Raw genomic sequence first — 14,112 nt, forward strand, 5'->3', positions numbered from 1 at the left:
ATGCTACTTAGTCACAAAGAGACGAGGCTGGTAAAGAGCGCTGCGTCTCTAGTCGTTGTCGAGGCCGTAAGCCGAGTGCAACGCGCGAACCGCGAGTTCAGCGTAGGCGGCGTCGATCAGCACGCTCACCTTGATCTCCGACGTCGAGATGGCGTGGATGTTGATGCCTTTTTCCGAAAGCGTCTTGAACATTTGCGCCGCAACACCCGCGTGGCTGCGCATGCCCACGCCGATAACCGAAATCTTGACGACGTCCGCCGAGCTTTTCACGTCGACGTGGCCGATTTCGCTTTTCGCTTTCTTGAGAACGTCGAGCGTGCGCGGCAGCTCGGCGGCCTGGACGGTAAAGGTCATGTCGGTATGCTTGCCGTCCGCTGATATGTTCTGGACGATCATGTCGACGTTGATGTTCGCATCCGCGAGCGGCCCGAAGATGCGCGCCGCGATGCCGGGTTTGTCGGCAACATTGAGAAGCGTGATCTTCGCTTCGTCCTTCGCATACGCGATACCGCTTACGACCTGCTGTTCCACGATCTCATCCTCGTCGCATACGATAGTGCCGATGTTTTCCATGTTGTCGGCATTGAAAGGTTGCATGGCGTCCGGAGCCACGAAACTCGAGAGAACCCGGGTTTTGACTTTGTAGACCATGGCAAGTTCGACAGAGCGCGTCTGCAGGACCTTCGATCCCAGCGACGCCATCTCCAGCATCTCTTCGTAGGAAATCTTCGACAGACGTTTCGCCTTCGAGACGATCCGCGGGTCGGTGGTATAGACGCCATCGACATCGGTGTAGATGTCGCAGACGTCGGCCTCTAGCGCGACGGCAACCGCAACCGCGCTGGTGTCAGACCCTCCCCGCCCCAGCGTCGAAATGCGGTTCTCGATCGGCTCGATCCCCTGGAAGCCGGTGACGACCGCGACCTCGCCGCCCTCGATCTGCTTACGGATGTTCTCTCCCGGAATATCGAGAATGCGGGCGGAGCCGTGCGCGCCGTCCGTCTTGACGGGCACCTGCCAGCCTGTCCACGACCGGGCGCGAAGCCCCATCGCCTGCAACGTGATCGCAAGGAGGCCGGCTGTCACCTGCTCGCCCGTTGCGACGACACTGTCATATTCCCGTGCGTCGTACAGCGGTGAGGCTTCCTTCACCCACGCAACGAGCTGATTGGTCACCCCGGCCATAGCCGAGACGACAACCGCGACTTTGTTGCCGGCGTCCACCTCACGCTTCACGTGACGTGCGACGTTCTGGATGCGCTCGATGTTGGCGACCGACGTGCCGCCAAATTTCATGACTACGGTCGCCATTCCCGAAAACGCTTCCTATGGCTATGCGCACCCGCTCGGTCCCAACTCAATGAGCCCGATGAGCGTTAAGATTTGGATTGAGTCCGGCGCTTATTAGCGGCTCGCGAGCCCCCCGGCAACAGCCGAAAGTCGGCCTTGCCAGGACAATCACTTGACAAGATGAGCGACCGGTTGACGTGTAGAACCGACGACGGAGACGCAAATGACGGCAACGCAGCAATCAGGCGCCGGAAAAAGCACGCTCGACCGCGAAGAGGTCGAGCGCTTTTCGCGCCTTGCCTCCGAATGGTGGAACCCGAAAGGCAAGTTTCGACCACTGCATCAAATCGGCCCGCCCCGGCTGTCGTTCATCCGCGACAATGCGGTCGAACGGTTCGGACGCGACCCTAAAGGACTGCGGCCCTTAACTGGCCTCTCGGCCGTCGATATCGGCTGCGGAGGCGGCCTCGTCTCTGAGCCGCTCGCCAGGATGGGAGCCACGGTCACCGCAATTGACCCGTCGGAAAAAAACATCGCTATCGCGAAATCGCACGCTGACGGTCAAGGCCTGACCATCGACTATCGCCCGGCCCGCGTCGAGGATCTCGTTGCCGAAGGCCGGACGTTCGACATCGTCGCCTGTCTCGAAGTTGTCGAGCACGTTCCCGACCCGGCGAAGTTCGTCGGCGAGTGCGCGGCTCTCGTTTCCCCGGGCGGCATCGCGGTGTTCTCCACTTTGAACCGCACCTTCAAAGCCTGGGCGCTCGCCATCATTGGCGCCGAATACGTGCTTGGCTGGTTACCACGCGGCACGCATCAGTGGGATCGGTTCATCAAACCCGACGAACTCGCGGGCTATGCGAAGGCGGCCGGCTTGGACGACATTCGTTTCGAGGGCATCACGTACAATCCGCTGCAGGATGTCTGGTCGCGCAATCCGGATACGGACGTGAACTATCTGATGTCGGCACGCCGGCCAAAAGCGCCGTAAAAACGTTCATTGGTTGCGTTGGGGCTTTAAGAGGGGAAGAGCACCATGTTTCCTATTGGCGACGATGACTCGCAGGTTCGAACATCGCCGATCATCACCACTGGATTGATCGTTGCCAACGTCCTCCTTTTTCTCGTTGAGCTGAACGGTGGCGACGCGTTCATTCAACGCTGGTCTTTCATTCCGAGCCACTTTGCTGCCGATCCCGCTTCGAACTGGCCGACGATATTCTCGGCGATGTTCATGCATGGCGGCTGGATGCATCTGTTCGGCAACATGCTTTATCTCTACATCTTCGGCGACAACGTCGAAGAGAGCTTCGGGCATGTGAAGTTCCTCGCCTTCTATCTGATCGCTGGAATCGCGGCGACGTTCGCGCAATTCTACTTCAATCCCCATTCCAACATTCCCAACGTCGGCGCATCCGGGGCGATCGCCGGCGTGCTCGGCGCCTACATTCTGCTGTTCCCACAGGCGCGCGTCGACGTGCTGGTCGGCCGGATGGTCTCTTCGATGCCCGCGCTCGTGGTCATCGGCTTCTGGTTCGTGCTCCAGCTGTTCAGCGGCGTGGGCTCGGTCGCGCGCACGGATGAGACTGCCGATACGGGAGGGGTCGCCTATATGGCGCACGTCGGCGGCTTCGTGGCCGGCCTCGCCATAGCGCTGCTGTTCAGAGGTCGCGGCGGCCCATCGCGGATCGCTTAAAGCTGAAGAAACAAAAAGAGCCGGAACAAGGTCCGGCTCTTTGCGATTTCAAGGCACTTCGCAAATTTAAACCCGCTGAGCCATCCGTCTGCGCAGTGGCCCCAGCACGAGGATGGCAAGCACCGCCGCGAGAATGTTCATCGCCGCCGCCGTATAAAACACTGCATGCCAGCTCCCCGTCGCCTTCGTCAGCAGGCTTGAGAAGGGTACGAGCAGAGACGCCGTGCCCTTCGCGGTATAAAGCAAACCCGCGTTGGTCGTGGCGAACTTCGATCCGAAGGTGTCGCCGCACGTCGCCGGGAAAAGGCTGTAGATCTCGCCCCAAGCGAAAAATACGAGGCCCGTCAGCAGAACGAAGAGAACGGGATCGTGTCCCAGATGCGCCAGCGACAACAGCCCGAGACCTTCGATACCGAAAGCTATGAACATCGTCGTCTCTCGCCCGATCTTATCGGACACCCAACCGAAGAACGGCCGCGTGATACCGTTGAGAACGCGATCGAGGGAAAGCGCAAACGTCAGCGCTGGCAGGGTAATGCCGACGAGCGACACCGGGATATCCGCGACTTTGAAATCCTTCGCGATCGGCGCGAGCTGCGCGGTTGCCATTAGGCCGCCGGCCGCCATCATCACGAACATGAGATACATGACCCAGAAGACGGGTGTCTTCAGCATCTCGAAGGGAGCGAACGAGCGTTTCGCCGACACGAGCACCGCTCGCGACTCCAGCGCTTCTTTCGACGGCGAGCGCAACAGGAACGAGGCAATGACGATGACGACGCCCTGCAGCACCCCAAAGTAGAGGAAGGCAGTCTCATATCCGCGCGATGCGATGAGCATCGAGATCGGAATGATCGTCAGCGCTGAACCCATGCCGAAACCGGCTGCGGTAATACCGGCTGCAAGTCCGCGACGATCCGGAAACCACTTGAGCGCATTGCCGACACATGTGCCGTAGACAGCCCCAGCACCGATGCCGCCGATCGCCTGCGCGACATAGAGCAGCGTGAGCGAATCGGCGAAGGAATTGAGAATCCAGGACAGCCCAACCATGATGCCGCCGAACAGCACGAGCGGCCGCGGCCCCAAGCGATCTTCCAGATACCCTTCGAACGGGATGAGCCACGTCTCAGTTAGAATGAAGATCGTAAATGCCCACTGGATAGCGGCCATTTCCCAACCGAACTTGGAGGCGATCGGATTAACAAAGAGCGTCCATCCATATTGCAGGTTGGCGATCATCGTCATGCACAAGACGCCGAGGGCAAGCTGCAGCCAACGGCTGGTCGCTGACGTCGCAATGCTTGATGCCGGGGCACGTGACCCCGCGTCGATAGTCATCCTTGGCAACCCCCTCGGACTTGTATTTGTTTTTCATTTCGCACTAAAAGCGCTGCGCACATAAAACGTGAAAAAACACATTCGACAAGTGCAGCGATAAAGCGAAGCGCCAACAAAGTTTTCTTGCTGCAACGCCACATGAAATCGAGGGACGAAACTAAATGAAAATTTGCGTCGTTGGCGCGGGCGGAATTGGCGGCCTGCTTGCCGCGCGCCTTGCGCAATCCGGCGAAGATGTCACCGTCATTGCGCGCGGTCCCCACCTTGCGGCGATCCGTGCCAATGGTTTGAAGCTCATCGAAGAGGACCGCACCGAGAACGTGTCGAAGATCGCCGCGACCGACAAGATCGGCGAGGTGTCGGAGCAAGATCTCGTTATTCTCGGAATGAAAGCGCACCAGGTTGCAGCGGTCGTCCGTGAGCTTCCCGCGATGTATGGTCGCGAGACGGCTGTGCTCACGGCTCAGAACGGAATCCCGTGGTGGTACTTCATGCGCGTCGGCGGCCCTCATGAGAACCGCCGTCTCGAAAGCGTCGATCCCGGTGGCGTCATCGCTGACAACTTGCCTGCCGAACGGGTGCTTGGCAGCGTGGTGTATCCGGCAGCCGAAATTACCGAGCCGGGCGTTATTAAGCATATCGAGGGAAATCGGTTTTCGATTGCCGAGATCGATAACTCCAAATCGGAACGCGTTACGCGCGTGTCGGATGCGTTGCAAAAAGCCGGGTTCAAAGCGCCAGTGGTCTCCGATATTCGCGCCGAAATCTGGACCAAGCTCTGGGGCAACTTGAGCTTCAATCCGATCAGCGCACTGACACATGCAACGCTGGAGGACATCTGCAGGTTTCAACCCACCCGCGACGCCGCCGCCCGCATGATGCGCGAAGCCCAGGCCGTGGGCGAGGCGCTCGGCATCCGCTTCCGCATACCGCTCGAAAAGCGCATCGCCGGCGCTGAAGCCGTTGGCCCGCACAAGACTTCGATGCTCCAGGATATCGAAGCCGGACGCGGCATCGAAGCCGACGCGCTGATCGGCTCGGTCATCGAACTGGGACAAGTCGCAAACGTACCGACACCTCAGATCGAAACGGTTTACGCCTGCGTGAAATTGCTTGCCGCGACCCTGGCGCGCGAGGGCGGACGTTTGAAAGTCGAAAAAGCTTGAAGATGCCGCGAAGGCGCGGGCACGGAGATTGAGAGACCGATGGCAACGACGACGACACTTCATCAACTCCTGAACGCCGGGGCCGATGCCGCTCCTGCGATTCGCGCGTCCGGCGTCCCGCCGCTCACCTATGCCGCTTTTCGAAATCTGGTCGCACACACGATCGATCAGTTGAACAGCTTTGGCATCGGCCGAGGCGATCGCGTCGCCATCGTTCTTCCGAACGGACCCGAAATGGCGACGTCGTTCGTGGCCGTCGCATCGGCCGCGACTGCCGCGCCGCTCAATCCTGCCTACCGCCATGATGAGTTCGACTTCTACATGTCGGATATCAACACCAAGGCTCTGATCGTCGAGGAGGGCAGCACCTCTCCCGCGGTGCGTGTCGCTGAAGAACGCGGCATCATGTGCATCACGCTGAAGCTCGATTCGCAGAATGGTGCCGGCGCGTTCACGCTCACCGCCTCCGGGTCAGGAACGCCCCCGTCTCAAACCGGCGCCGCTGAGAGCGGCGACATCGCGCTGATCCTCCACACGTCAGGCACAACGTCTCGTCCAAAGATCGTTCCCCTGAGCCATCGCAACGTGGCGGCATCCGCTGGAAACATCGCGACCGCTTTAGGCCTGACCGCCGACGACCGGGCGCTGAACATTATGCCGCTCTTTCATATTCATGGATTGATTGCCGGCGTTCTCGCGCCGCTGTCTCGCGGAGGCTCGATCTTCTGCACGCCGGGCTTCAACGCGCTGAAGTTCTTCCATGCGATGGATGAAGCCGCACCGACTTGGTACACGGGCGTGCCGACGATGCACCAGGCGATCCTCTCGCGCGCCAGCCACAATCAGGAGATCATCGCCCGTCACAAGCTGCGGTTCATCCGCTCTTCTTCGTCGTCGTTGCCGCCGCAGGTTTTGAGCGAACTCGAAGCAACCTTCAACGCGCCGGTGGTCGAAGCCTACGGCATGACGGAAGCAGCCCACCAGATGGCGTCGAACCCGATCGGCGCCAAGCGCAAACCGGGCACGGTCGGCATCGCCGCGGGACCGGAAGTTGCCATCATGGATACGGACGGCAATTTGTTGAAGGCTGGAGAGATCGGTGAAATCGTCATTCGCGGTGCCAACGTCACCGGCGGCTACGAGAACAATGCGAAAGCGAACGGCGAAGCCTTCACCAATGGTTGGTTCCGCACCGGCGATCAGGGCACCATCGACGCGGATGGCTACATCACGATCACCGGCCGCCTGAAGGAAATCATCAATCGCGGCGGCGAGAAAGTTTCACCGCGCGAAGTCGATGAAGTCCTGATGGATCATCCTGCCGTGTTGCAGGTCGTCACGTTTGCCATCCCGCACGACAAACTCGGTGAGGACGTCGCCGCAGCCGTCGTCCTTCGCGAAGGCCAGGAGGCGACCGAACGGGAATTGCGCGACTTCGCCAACGAGCACCTCGCGCATTACAAGGTCCCGCGCAAAATCCTGTTGTTGCCGGAGATCCCGAAAGGCGCGACGGGCAAGCTGCAGCGCATTGGCCTTGCGCAGAAGCTCGGGCTCGCCTGAGCTTCCCCCGCATTAAAACCCAAAAACGAAAACGCCCGGACAACATGCCGGGCGTTTTGTTAAGCGGTGAAAAGCGCCGCCGCTACTGAAGTTGGCGGCTGAGGCCAAGCGCAAGAAGCGTGCAGACGGCGCCCGACAGCAGATAGAGACCCGCAGCCATCAGTCCGAAGTGGCTCGACAGCCAGAGCGCAACGAATGGGGCGAACCCGGCGCCGAAAAGCCAGGCGAGATCGGCTGTGAAAGCTGAGCCGGTGTAGCGGTAGACCTTCGCAAAATTCTCAGCGAGCGTGCCGGATGATTGTCCGAACGACAAGCCGAGGAGAATGAAGCCGAGCACCATGAAGGCCACTTCGCCGGCATCTCCGCCGCTGAGGAGCTGAGGCGCGAAGCCGCTGAACACGGCGATCACGGCAGCGGTCGCAAACAGCAGGTTTCGGCGGCCGACGAGATCGGCGACGTATCCCGACAGCACGATCGTGATGAGACCGACGATGGCGCCGATAAGCTCGATGACAAGGAAGCGCGCCGGGCTCTGGTTCGTATAGAGGAACACCCACGACAGCGGAAAAACCGTGACCATGTGGAACAGCGCGAAGCTCGCCAGCGGCGTGAACGCGCCAAGCACCACATGCAGCCCTTCATGTCTCATCGTCTCGCTGATGGGCTTGGGCTCCAGTTCCCGCTTGCCGAAGTGTTCAACATATTCAGGCGTATCGACCATGCGCAGACGGGCGAAGAGAGCGACGACGTTGATCGCGAACGCGACGAAGAACGGATAGCGCCAGCCCCAATCGAGGAAGTCCTCGCTCGACAGGTTCGAAGCGAAGTAGGCAAAGAGCGCGGCAGCCACCATCAGACCGAGTGGCGCGCCAAGCTGAGGGATCATCGCGTACCAGCCGCGGCGGTTCGGCGGCGCGTTCATCGCGAGAAGCGACGGCAGGCCGTCCCATTCGCCGCCGAGCGCCAATCCCTGCCCCGTGCGGAAGACCGCGAGCAACAGCGCCGATACCCATCCGATCTGCTCGTAGCCGGGCAAGAAGGCGATCGCGACGGTACAGGTTCCGAGCAGAAAGAGCGTAATTGTGAGTTTCACGCTGCGGCCGTAGCTGCGATCGATGGCCATGAAGACGCCGGTGCCGATCGGGCGCGCAATGAAAGCCAGCGCAAAGATCGCGAACGAATAGAGGGTTCCCGTCAGCGGATCGAGATGCGGAAACACCAGCTTCGGGAATACGATCACCGAAGCAATTGCGTAGACGAAAAAGTCGAAGAACTCCGACGTACGTCCGATGATGACGCCAATCGCGATTTCGCCCGGGCTGACGTCGCCATGTCCGCTATGCGCTGAACGCCCATTCCGTTCGAATGTGGCTGAGGCTCCACTCATCGGCCGTTCCGCTCCTTGAATAGATCAACGGGCAGCGTGCAACGTCTCGCGAGCCCTCTTTTTAGCTTCTTGTCCCGGCATTATCCATGAGGGCATTGGGCAAATTGTCCAACGTGCCGATGCCGCAGCGCATACGCTCTCGTGCGCCGCGGATCGAAAGCCGGACCCGGACGGCTTTGGCTTATTGGCGATGATCGCCTCAGCAGTCCTGGGAAGCGCCGCCCGCGAGTGACGAGTTGGCGGCCGCAGGTGCAGCGTCGAGGCCGCGGCGGCGCAGCCATGTCCCGTCCAGCCATCGATGTCGAGGGTGGGAAAGCTTGTAAATCAACAGCCGTGCACGCTCGGACCAGCTCGGACCGACCTCAATCAATACGCGGCGTCTCTGATAGCGCAGGGGAAGCATCAACTTGTCTCTCAGACGATGCACCAAATTTAGGAGAGGCGATTTAAAACCCCATTCCGAAGATCGTCGGGATTTTACGCATCGACCGCCTATTCTCCGAGGTGGCACAGACTAGACGGCCGCCGGTCGGTTAACGGTTGCTGTCGCGCTGCTCGGACGGGGGCTGCGGAGGCGGAACCTGGAGCGGCAGATCGTCGCCGCTCTGTTCATCTTTCCCGAAGTCGCGGTGGTGTGCGTTGCCCCGCTCGATCGGCCGTACCGGCGCTGTAGCGTAGGCCTTTTCAGCTTGCTCCTGGATTCGGATGCTCTCAGGAACCGAATCCGCCAACGAAAGCGCGGCCAGGGATGAAATACCCGCTCCGGCCATCGTGATCATAAGACAACCGCGCCAAATGTTGCTGAGACGCCGCATCTATGAAGCTCCTCAACCCTCGGAAGACTTCTACCGTCTGCCGCCCAAATTACGCGAAAGAGCTGGATTATTCAAACGGATCGGTCATTTCCGAACGTTATTTTGATGTCATTGGTAAGCGCGCCCAGGGGAGATACGAACCTTCACCAAACATCAACGAACTCTCCCTTGAGTTCGCCCGGCCTTTGAAAATGCGACTAAAGTTTTTTGCATACTGGCTTCAAAACTCTTCCAATTTGAATCGATCGATGTCCAATTTTCCAGATCCTCCAGACAAGCGCCAACGTCCGCCGGCAAGCAGTCCGGTTTTGCTGGCGCTTCTCTGCGCTGTTCTAGTTGCGCTTGCCACCTGGACGATTTTTCTCGTCCGCTGAGAGTGCGAGGCCGCACGTTTTTTGCGGCGCGTTCTCGCTTGCGGCGAACCGGTCAGACCCCATGTACGTTTCAGGTGGCCGATATGAGGAGCGCCGGACCATGAGCCCGATAACGAAAACTGTTTTGATCTTGGCGGTCACGTGCGCGGCATCGTTCGAGGCACAGGCGCAAACAACTGCAAATCCGCAAACGCAGGGTGGATCGGGTTCGATCATTCGTATGCCGCCGAGCACGGGTGCAAGCAGCGGCAACTCCGGCAACATTGCACCGGCGACGCCCTACTATCCCCCACCCGTTCGAAACCTCACAAATCCCGCGACTGGCTATCCTAGGTACGTCGCACCCAACGGGCAGCGGCGTTGAGTTGATCCAGTCGCCTTTCATGCGCCTAGCGCATCGGCCGGCATACGCGAGCACGCATCGCATTCTGTAGCGCCTGCTCGCGCGTCTCGCGGTTTGTCTTTCCCGACAACTTCACGATCCACGCGCTGAACTCGTTGAAACACCGGCTTCCTATTGCTCGACAACTGGCTCAAAAAGGAGCCGCAGTTTCGCCGCCCTGATTCTCGCAGGGCGACGCGGAGCTGGAGCAACGACCAGGAAGGTGCCAGCAGTGAGCGCGCTCGATCTCGCCCGTATCCAATTCGGGTTCACGGTTTCCTTCCACATCCTTTTCCCGGCGATCACGATCGGGCTTGCGTCCTACCTCGCGGTACTCGAGGGCCTGTGGTTGGCAACGCGGGACGCGGTGTATCGCGACCTGTATCACTTCTGGTCGAAGGTGTTCGCCATCAACTTCGCGATGGGCGTCGTCTCCGGATTGGTGATGGCCTACGAGTTCGGCACCAACTGGAGCTACTTCACGGCCTTTGCCGGCGGCGTCACCGGTCCCCTGCTCACGTATGAGGTGCTTACCGCATTCTTTCTCGAAGCGGGATTTTTGGGCGTCATGCTATTCGGCTGGAACAAGGTGGGCCCTGGGCTGCACTTTTTTGCAACCTTGATGGTGGCGCTCGGCACGCTCGTTTCCGCTACCTGGATCTTGGCGTCCAACAGCTGGATGCAAACACCTCAAGGGTTCGAGATCGTTAACGGACGGGTCGTTCCTGTCGATTGGTTGAAGGTCATTTTTAATCCATCCTTCCCATATCGGCTCACCCACATGGTCTTGGCGTCGTTCTTGTCGACCGGCCTATTCGTCGGCGCGTCCGCTGCTTGGCATCTCCTGCGTGGCCGGTCGTCACCGCCGATCCGAACCATGCTTTCGATGGCGATGTGGTTGGTTGCAGCGCTCGCGCCGCTTCAGATCCTGGTCGGCGATCAACATGGTCTCAACACCCTGAAATACCAGCCTGCCAAGATCGCGGCCATGGAAGGCCATTGGCAGAACACTCCGGGCGAAAGCGTGCCTCTCATCTTGTTCGGATGGCCGGATATGGCCGCCGAGACGACGAGATACGCGCTCGAGATTCCATATCTCGGCAGCCTCATCCTCACGCATAGTCTCGATGGCGTCATTCCTGGCCTCAAGGAATTCAAGCCCGAGGACCGACCGGATTCGACTGTCGTCTTCTGGACGTTCCGTATCATGGTCGGATTGGGAATGCTGATGCTCGCACTCGGCGCCTGGAGCCTGTGGCTGCGCTGGAAGAAAGACCTATTCTCCTCCGAGTTGTTCCTTCGCGCGGCACTGGCGATGGGACCTGCCGGACTGATCGCGCTGCTCGCTGGCTGGGTGACGACGGAGATGGGACGTCAGCCATGGGTCGTCTACGGCATCATGCGGACCAAGGACGCCGTCTCGAACCATTCCGCCCTCGCCATTACGATTACGCTGACAGCTTTCATCATTCTCTACTTCGCCGTGTTCGGCATGGGCGTAGCGTACATGATGAAGGTCATCGCCAAGGGACCTGACGATGATAGCGGCGGTGGTCAACCCGATCCGGAAACCGATCCGCACGTGCGCCCGGCCCGACCGTTGTCGGCCATCAAGACGCCCATGGATGCGCCGTCCTTTTCAAATCTGCGGGGAGAGTGAGCCATGGATATGGGTATCGATCTTCCGCTGATCTGGGCCGGCATCATTGGCTTCGGGTTGATGATGTACGTCATCATGGACGGATTCGATCTCGGCATCGGGATCCTCTTTCCCTTCGTCCAGGATCCCGGCGACCGCGATACAATGGTGAACACCGTGGCGCCGGTGTGGGATGGCAATGAGACCTGGCTCGTGCTCGGCGGCGCCGGTCTCCTCGCCGCATTCCCCATCGCCTACTCGGTCATCCTGTCCGCCGCTTACCTGCCGATCATCGCCATGCTCATGGGCCTGATCTGTCGCGGCGTCGCCTTCGAGTTTCGCTTCAAGGCGGACGAAGCGCACAAGCCGATTTGGGACCGCGCCTTTACCGGCGGCTCATACGTGGCGACGTTCTCGCAAGGCGTCATCCTCGGCTCATTCATCAACGGCTTTTCGGTAACCAACGGCGCTTATTCCGGTAGCCCGCTCGATTGGCTGACGCCCTTCGGCATCTTCTCTGGTTTCGGCCTGATCATCGCCTACGCGCTGCTGGGTACGACTTGGCTGATCCTCAAGACGGAATCGGACCTGCAAACGCGGATGCGTTCCCTCGCTCGCCCCATCGCCTTCGCGCTGCTCGCGACGATCGCTGTCGTCAGCCTCTGGACGCCACTCGCGCACCCGGAAATCTCGTCGCGCTGGTTCTCGTTCCCCAACATCGTGTTCTTCTCACCCGTTCCGATCCTGGTCGTCCTCTCGACCTTCGCGATCCTTTGGGCGGTCGGCCGCGATACGCACGCGCTTCCGTTCGTTCTCGCGCTGATCCTCATCTTCCTTGGATACACCGGCCTCGCGATCAGTCTTTGGCCGAACATCGTGCCGCCATCGATCTCGATCTGGGAAGCAGCCTCTCCGCCTCAGAGCCTCGGCTTCACACTCGTGGGGGCGCTCTTCATCATTCCCTTCATTCTCATTTACACGGCGTGGGCCTATCACGTGTTCCGAGGCAAGGTGAAAGCGGGCGAGGGCTATCATTGAAGGCCGATGACCAGGGAACGCACCGGCCGTCGTGGACACGCCGGTTCGGCTGGCTCGTGCTGATCTGGACCGCGAGCGTGCTCGCCCTCGCCGTGGTCGCGGGAATTATTCGACTTTTGATGTCTTGGGCCGGCCTGACAGTATGAAGACTTAGTCGGCCTTGGGCCGCGCCAAGTGCGCGAAACCTTGGGTCACTTGCTCGTAGACGCCGCGCTTGAACCGCACGACGAGGTCGGGAACCGTCTCGATTGGCGCCCAGCGCCACGTGTCGAACTCGGCCTTGGTGCCAACTTTCGGCGAGATGTCGATGTCGCCGTCCTCGCCTAGGAAGCGCATTGCGAACCACTTCTGCCGCTGCCCGCGATAGCGTCCCTTGAGCGCGACCCCGAGCAGTTCGGGCGGAAGCTCATAGCTCAGCCAAGTCGGGTATTCCTGCAGGACCTCGACCTGGGTGACCCCTGTCTCCTCACGAAGCTCTCGCAGGGCCGCGATGCGCGGAGCTTCGAACTTCTCGATCCCGCCCTGGGGCATCTGCCAGATATGCGCCTGCTGGTTTCCCGCCCACTTCGGACGACGACGTCCAACCCAGACCAGACCGTCCCGATTGAGCAGCATGATGCCGACGCAGATGCGGAACGGCAGGCCGTCGTGTGCGAGACTGGAAGGGTTGGTCAGCAACGTCATGTCTTCGGAGCACCCGACAGGATTTCGATGCGCAATTTCGTTACGAATCACATCTCCGCAGAAATTCGTAGCAGGCATATGACATTAGAGTGTCATATATGGGGGCAAGGCAACTTCAAGCGGCATTTTTAGGCAATACGTGCTGAATTGCAGCCAGTTCCCCGCTCCTATCCACCGATTGGGCGCGCTAGCGGACCAAAATCAGCGAGCACCTGCCGGTAGACCTCCCGTTTGAAGGGGACGATCGAATCGAGAAGTTCGTCCGGCCGTGACCACCGCCAAGCGATGAACTCGCGCTCGAGACCCGGCCCCGGCTCGATGTTGATCTCGCTCTCGTCGCCGATAAACCGGTACGCGAACCACTTTTGCTTTTGTCCCCGGTACCGGCCGCCCCAAGCGATGCCAATCAGCTCCGGCGGGAGGTCGTAGGTCACCCAACCAGACTGCTCCCCGATCTGTTCGACCGACACGATGGCCGTTTCCTCGAAAAGCTCTCGGCGCGCGGCAGCGGCCGGATCCTCGCCAGGATCTATCCCGCCTTGCGGCATTTGCCACCACGTTCCGCGGCCTTCGGCATCACCTGGAGTGTCGGCACGGCGCCCAACCCATATGAGCCCCTCGCGATTGATGACCATCTGCCCGACGCAGAGGCGATAAGGCAGATCGTCCGCATTGATCGTTGGCTTGGGCGTGTCCGTCATGGCGCATTCCTGTGATTGTTGCGCAGGCCAGATAGCACG

15 protein-coding genes are annotated in these 14,112 nt (G+C 60.1%); 9 read left to right on the plus strand and 6 right to left on the minus strand.

What is annotated here, in order from left to right:
- Positions 1-48: 48 nt before the first annotated feature.
- The gene (locus EKK30_RS02305) at positions 49-1,311 is read right to left on the minus strand and encodes an aspartate kinase (RefSeq protein WP_290979667.1); all 1,263 of its coding nucleotides are present in this window, start codon (positions 1,309-1,311) and stop codon (positions 49-51) included.
- Between the two features lie 202 nt (positions 1,312-1,513).
- On the opposite strand from EKK30_RS02305, the gene ubiG reads away from it, so the two are divergent.
- Together ubiG and EKK30_RS02315 are read left to right on the plus strand one after the other, a co-directional pair.
- A complete protein-coding gene (gene ubiG, locus EKK30_RS02310) occupies positions 1,514-2,281 on the plus strand; it encodes a bifunctional 2-polyprenyl-6-hydroxyphenol methylase/3-demethylubiquinol 3-O-methyltransferase UbiG (RefSeq protein WP_290979670.1) in 768 nt (255 codons plus the stop codon).
- Between the two features lie 45 nt (positions 2,282-2,326).
- Positions 2,327-2,986: a rhomboid family intramembrane serine protease gene (locus tag EKK30_RS02315; protein WP_290979673.1), complete on the plus strand. Its 660-nt coding sequence runs from the start codon at positions 2,327-2,329 to the stop codon at positions 2,984-2,986.
- Between the two features lie 66 nt (positions 2,987-3,052).
- On the opposite strand, the gene oxlT is transcribed toward EKK30_RS02315, so the two are convergent.
- Positions 3,053-4,327, minus strand: a complete 1,275-nt coding sequence (oxlT, locus tag EKK30_RS02320) for an oxalate/formate MFS antiporter (protein ID WP_290979676.1) — start codon at positions 4,325-4,327, stop codon at positions 3,053-3,055.
- A 161-nt stretch (positions 4,328-4,488) separates the two neighbouring features.
- Between oxlT and EKK30_RS02325 the strand changes: the two genes are divergently transcribed.
- Together EKK30_RS02325 and EKK30_RS02330 are read left to right on the plus strand one after the other, a co-directional pair.
- The gene (locus tag EKK30_RS02325; RefSeq protein ID WP_290979679.1) at positions 4,489-5,493 is read left to right on the plus strand and encodes a 2-dehydropantoate 2-reductase; all 1,005 of its coding nucleotides are present in this window, start codon (positions 4,489-4,491) and stop codon (positions 5,491-5,493) included.
- Between the two features lie 39 nt (positions 5,494-5,532).
- Complete coding sequence (locus tag EKK30_RS02330) at positions 5,533-7,053, plus strand: acyl--CoA ligase (RefSeq protein WP_290979683.1); 1,521 nt, start codon at positions 5,533-5,535, stop codon at positions 7,051-7,053.
- Between the two features lie 82 nt (positions 7,054-7,135).
- Here EKK30_RS02330 and EKK30_RS02335 read toward each other — a convergent pair whose 3' ends face one another.
- Both EKK30_RS02335 and EKK30_RS02340 read right to left on the minus strand, forming a co-directional pair.
- The gene (locus tag EKK30_RS02335; RefSeq protein ID WP_290979687.1) at positions 7,136-8,440 is read right to left on the minus strand and encodes an MFS transporter; all 1,305 of its coding nucleotides are present in this window, start codon (positions 8,438-8,440) and stop codon (positions 7,136-7,138) included.
- A gap of 533 nt (positions 8,441-8,973) precedes the next feature.
- A complete protein-coding gene (locus tag EKK30_RS02340) occupies positions 8,974-9,255 on the minus strand; it encodes a hypothetical protein (protein ID WP_290979690.1) in 282 nt (93 codons plus the stop codon).
- Positions 9,256-9,257: 2 nt separating this feature from the next.
- On the opposite strand from EKK30_RS02340, the gene EKK30_RS02345 reads away from it, so the two are divergent.
- The 5 genes from EKK30_RS02345 (at position 9,258) to EKK30_RS02365 (ending at position 12,834) form a co-directional block, all read left to right on the plus strand.
- A complete protein-coding gene (locus EKK30_RS02345) occupies positions 9,258-9,629 on the plus strand; it encodes a hypothetical protein (RefSeq protein ID WP_290979693.1) in 372 nt (123 codons plus the stop codon).
- Positions 9,630-9,729: 100 nt separating this feature from the next.
- Positions 9,730-9,993, plus strand: a complete 264-nt coding sequence (locus EKK30_RS02350; protein ID WP_290979696.1) for a hypothetical protein — start codon at positions 9,730-9,732, stop codon at positions 9,991-9,993.
- Positions 9,994-10,234: 241 nt separating this feature from the next.
- Positions 10,235-11,671: a cytochrome ubiquinol oxidase subunit I gene (locus EKK30_RS02355; RefSeq protein ID WP_290979699.1), complete on the plus strand. Its 1,437-nt coding sequence runs from the start codon at positions 10,235-10,237 to the stop codon at positions 11,669-11,671.
- A gap of 9 nt (positions 11,672-11,680) precedes the next feature.
- Complete coding sequence (gene cydB, locus EKK30_RS02360) at positions 11,681-12,688, plus strand: cytochrome d ubiquinol oxidase subunit II (RefSeq protein ID WP_290980602.1); 1,008 nt, start codon at positions 11,681-11,683, stop codon at positions 12,686-12,688.
- A complete protein-coding gene (locus tag EKK30_RS02365; RefSeq protein WP_290979702.1) occupies positions 12,634-12,834 on the plus strand; it encodes a DUF2474 domain-containing protein in 201 nt (66 codons plus the stop codon). The genes cydB and EKK30_RS02365 overlap by 55 nt, the downstream gene beginning before the upstream one ends.
- Before the next feature lie 4 nt (positions 12,835-12,838).
- On the opposite strand, the gene EKK30_RS02370 is transcribed toward EKK30_RS02365, so the two are convergent.
- Positions 12,839-13,372: an RNA pyrophosphohydrolase gene (locus tag EKK30_RS02370; RefSeq protein ID WP_290979705.1), complete on the minus strand. Its 534-nt coding sequence runs from the start codon at positions 13,370-13,372 to the stop codon at positions 12,839-12,841.
- 167 nt (positions 13,373-13,539) lie between these two features.
- Positions 13,540-14,073: an RNA pyrophosphohydrolase gene (locus EKK30_RS02375; RefSeq protein ID WP_290979708.1), complete on the minus strand. Its 534-nt coding sequence runs from the start codon at positions 14,071-14,073 to the stop codon at positions 13,540-13,542.
- Positions 14,074-14,112 lie beyond the last annotated feature (39 nt).

This window comes from Hyphomicrobium sp. (genome assembly GCF_003987855.1).
In the GTDB taxonomy this organism is placed as follows: Bacteria; Pseudomonadota; Alphaproteobacteria; order Rhizobiales; family Hyphomicrobiaceae; genus Hyphomicrobium_B.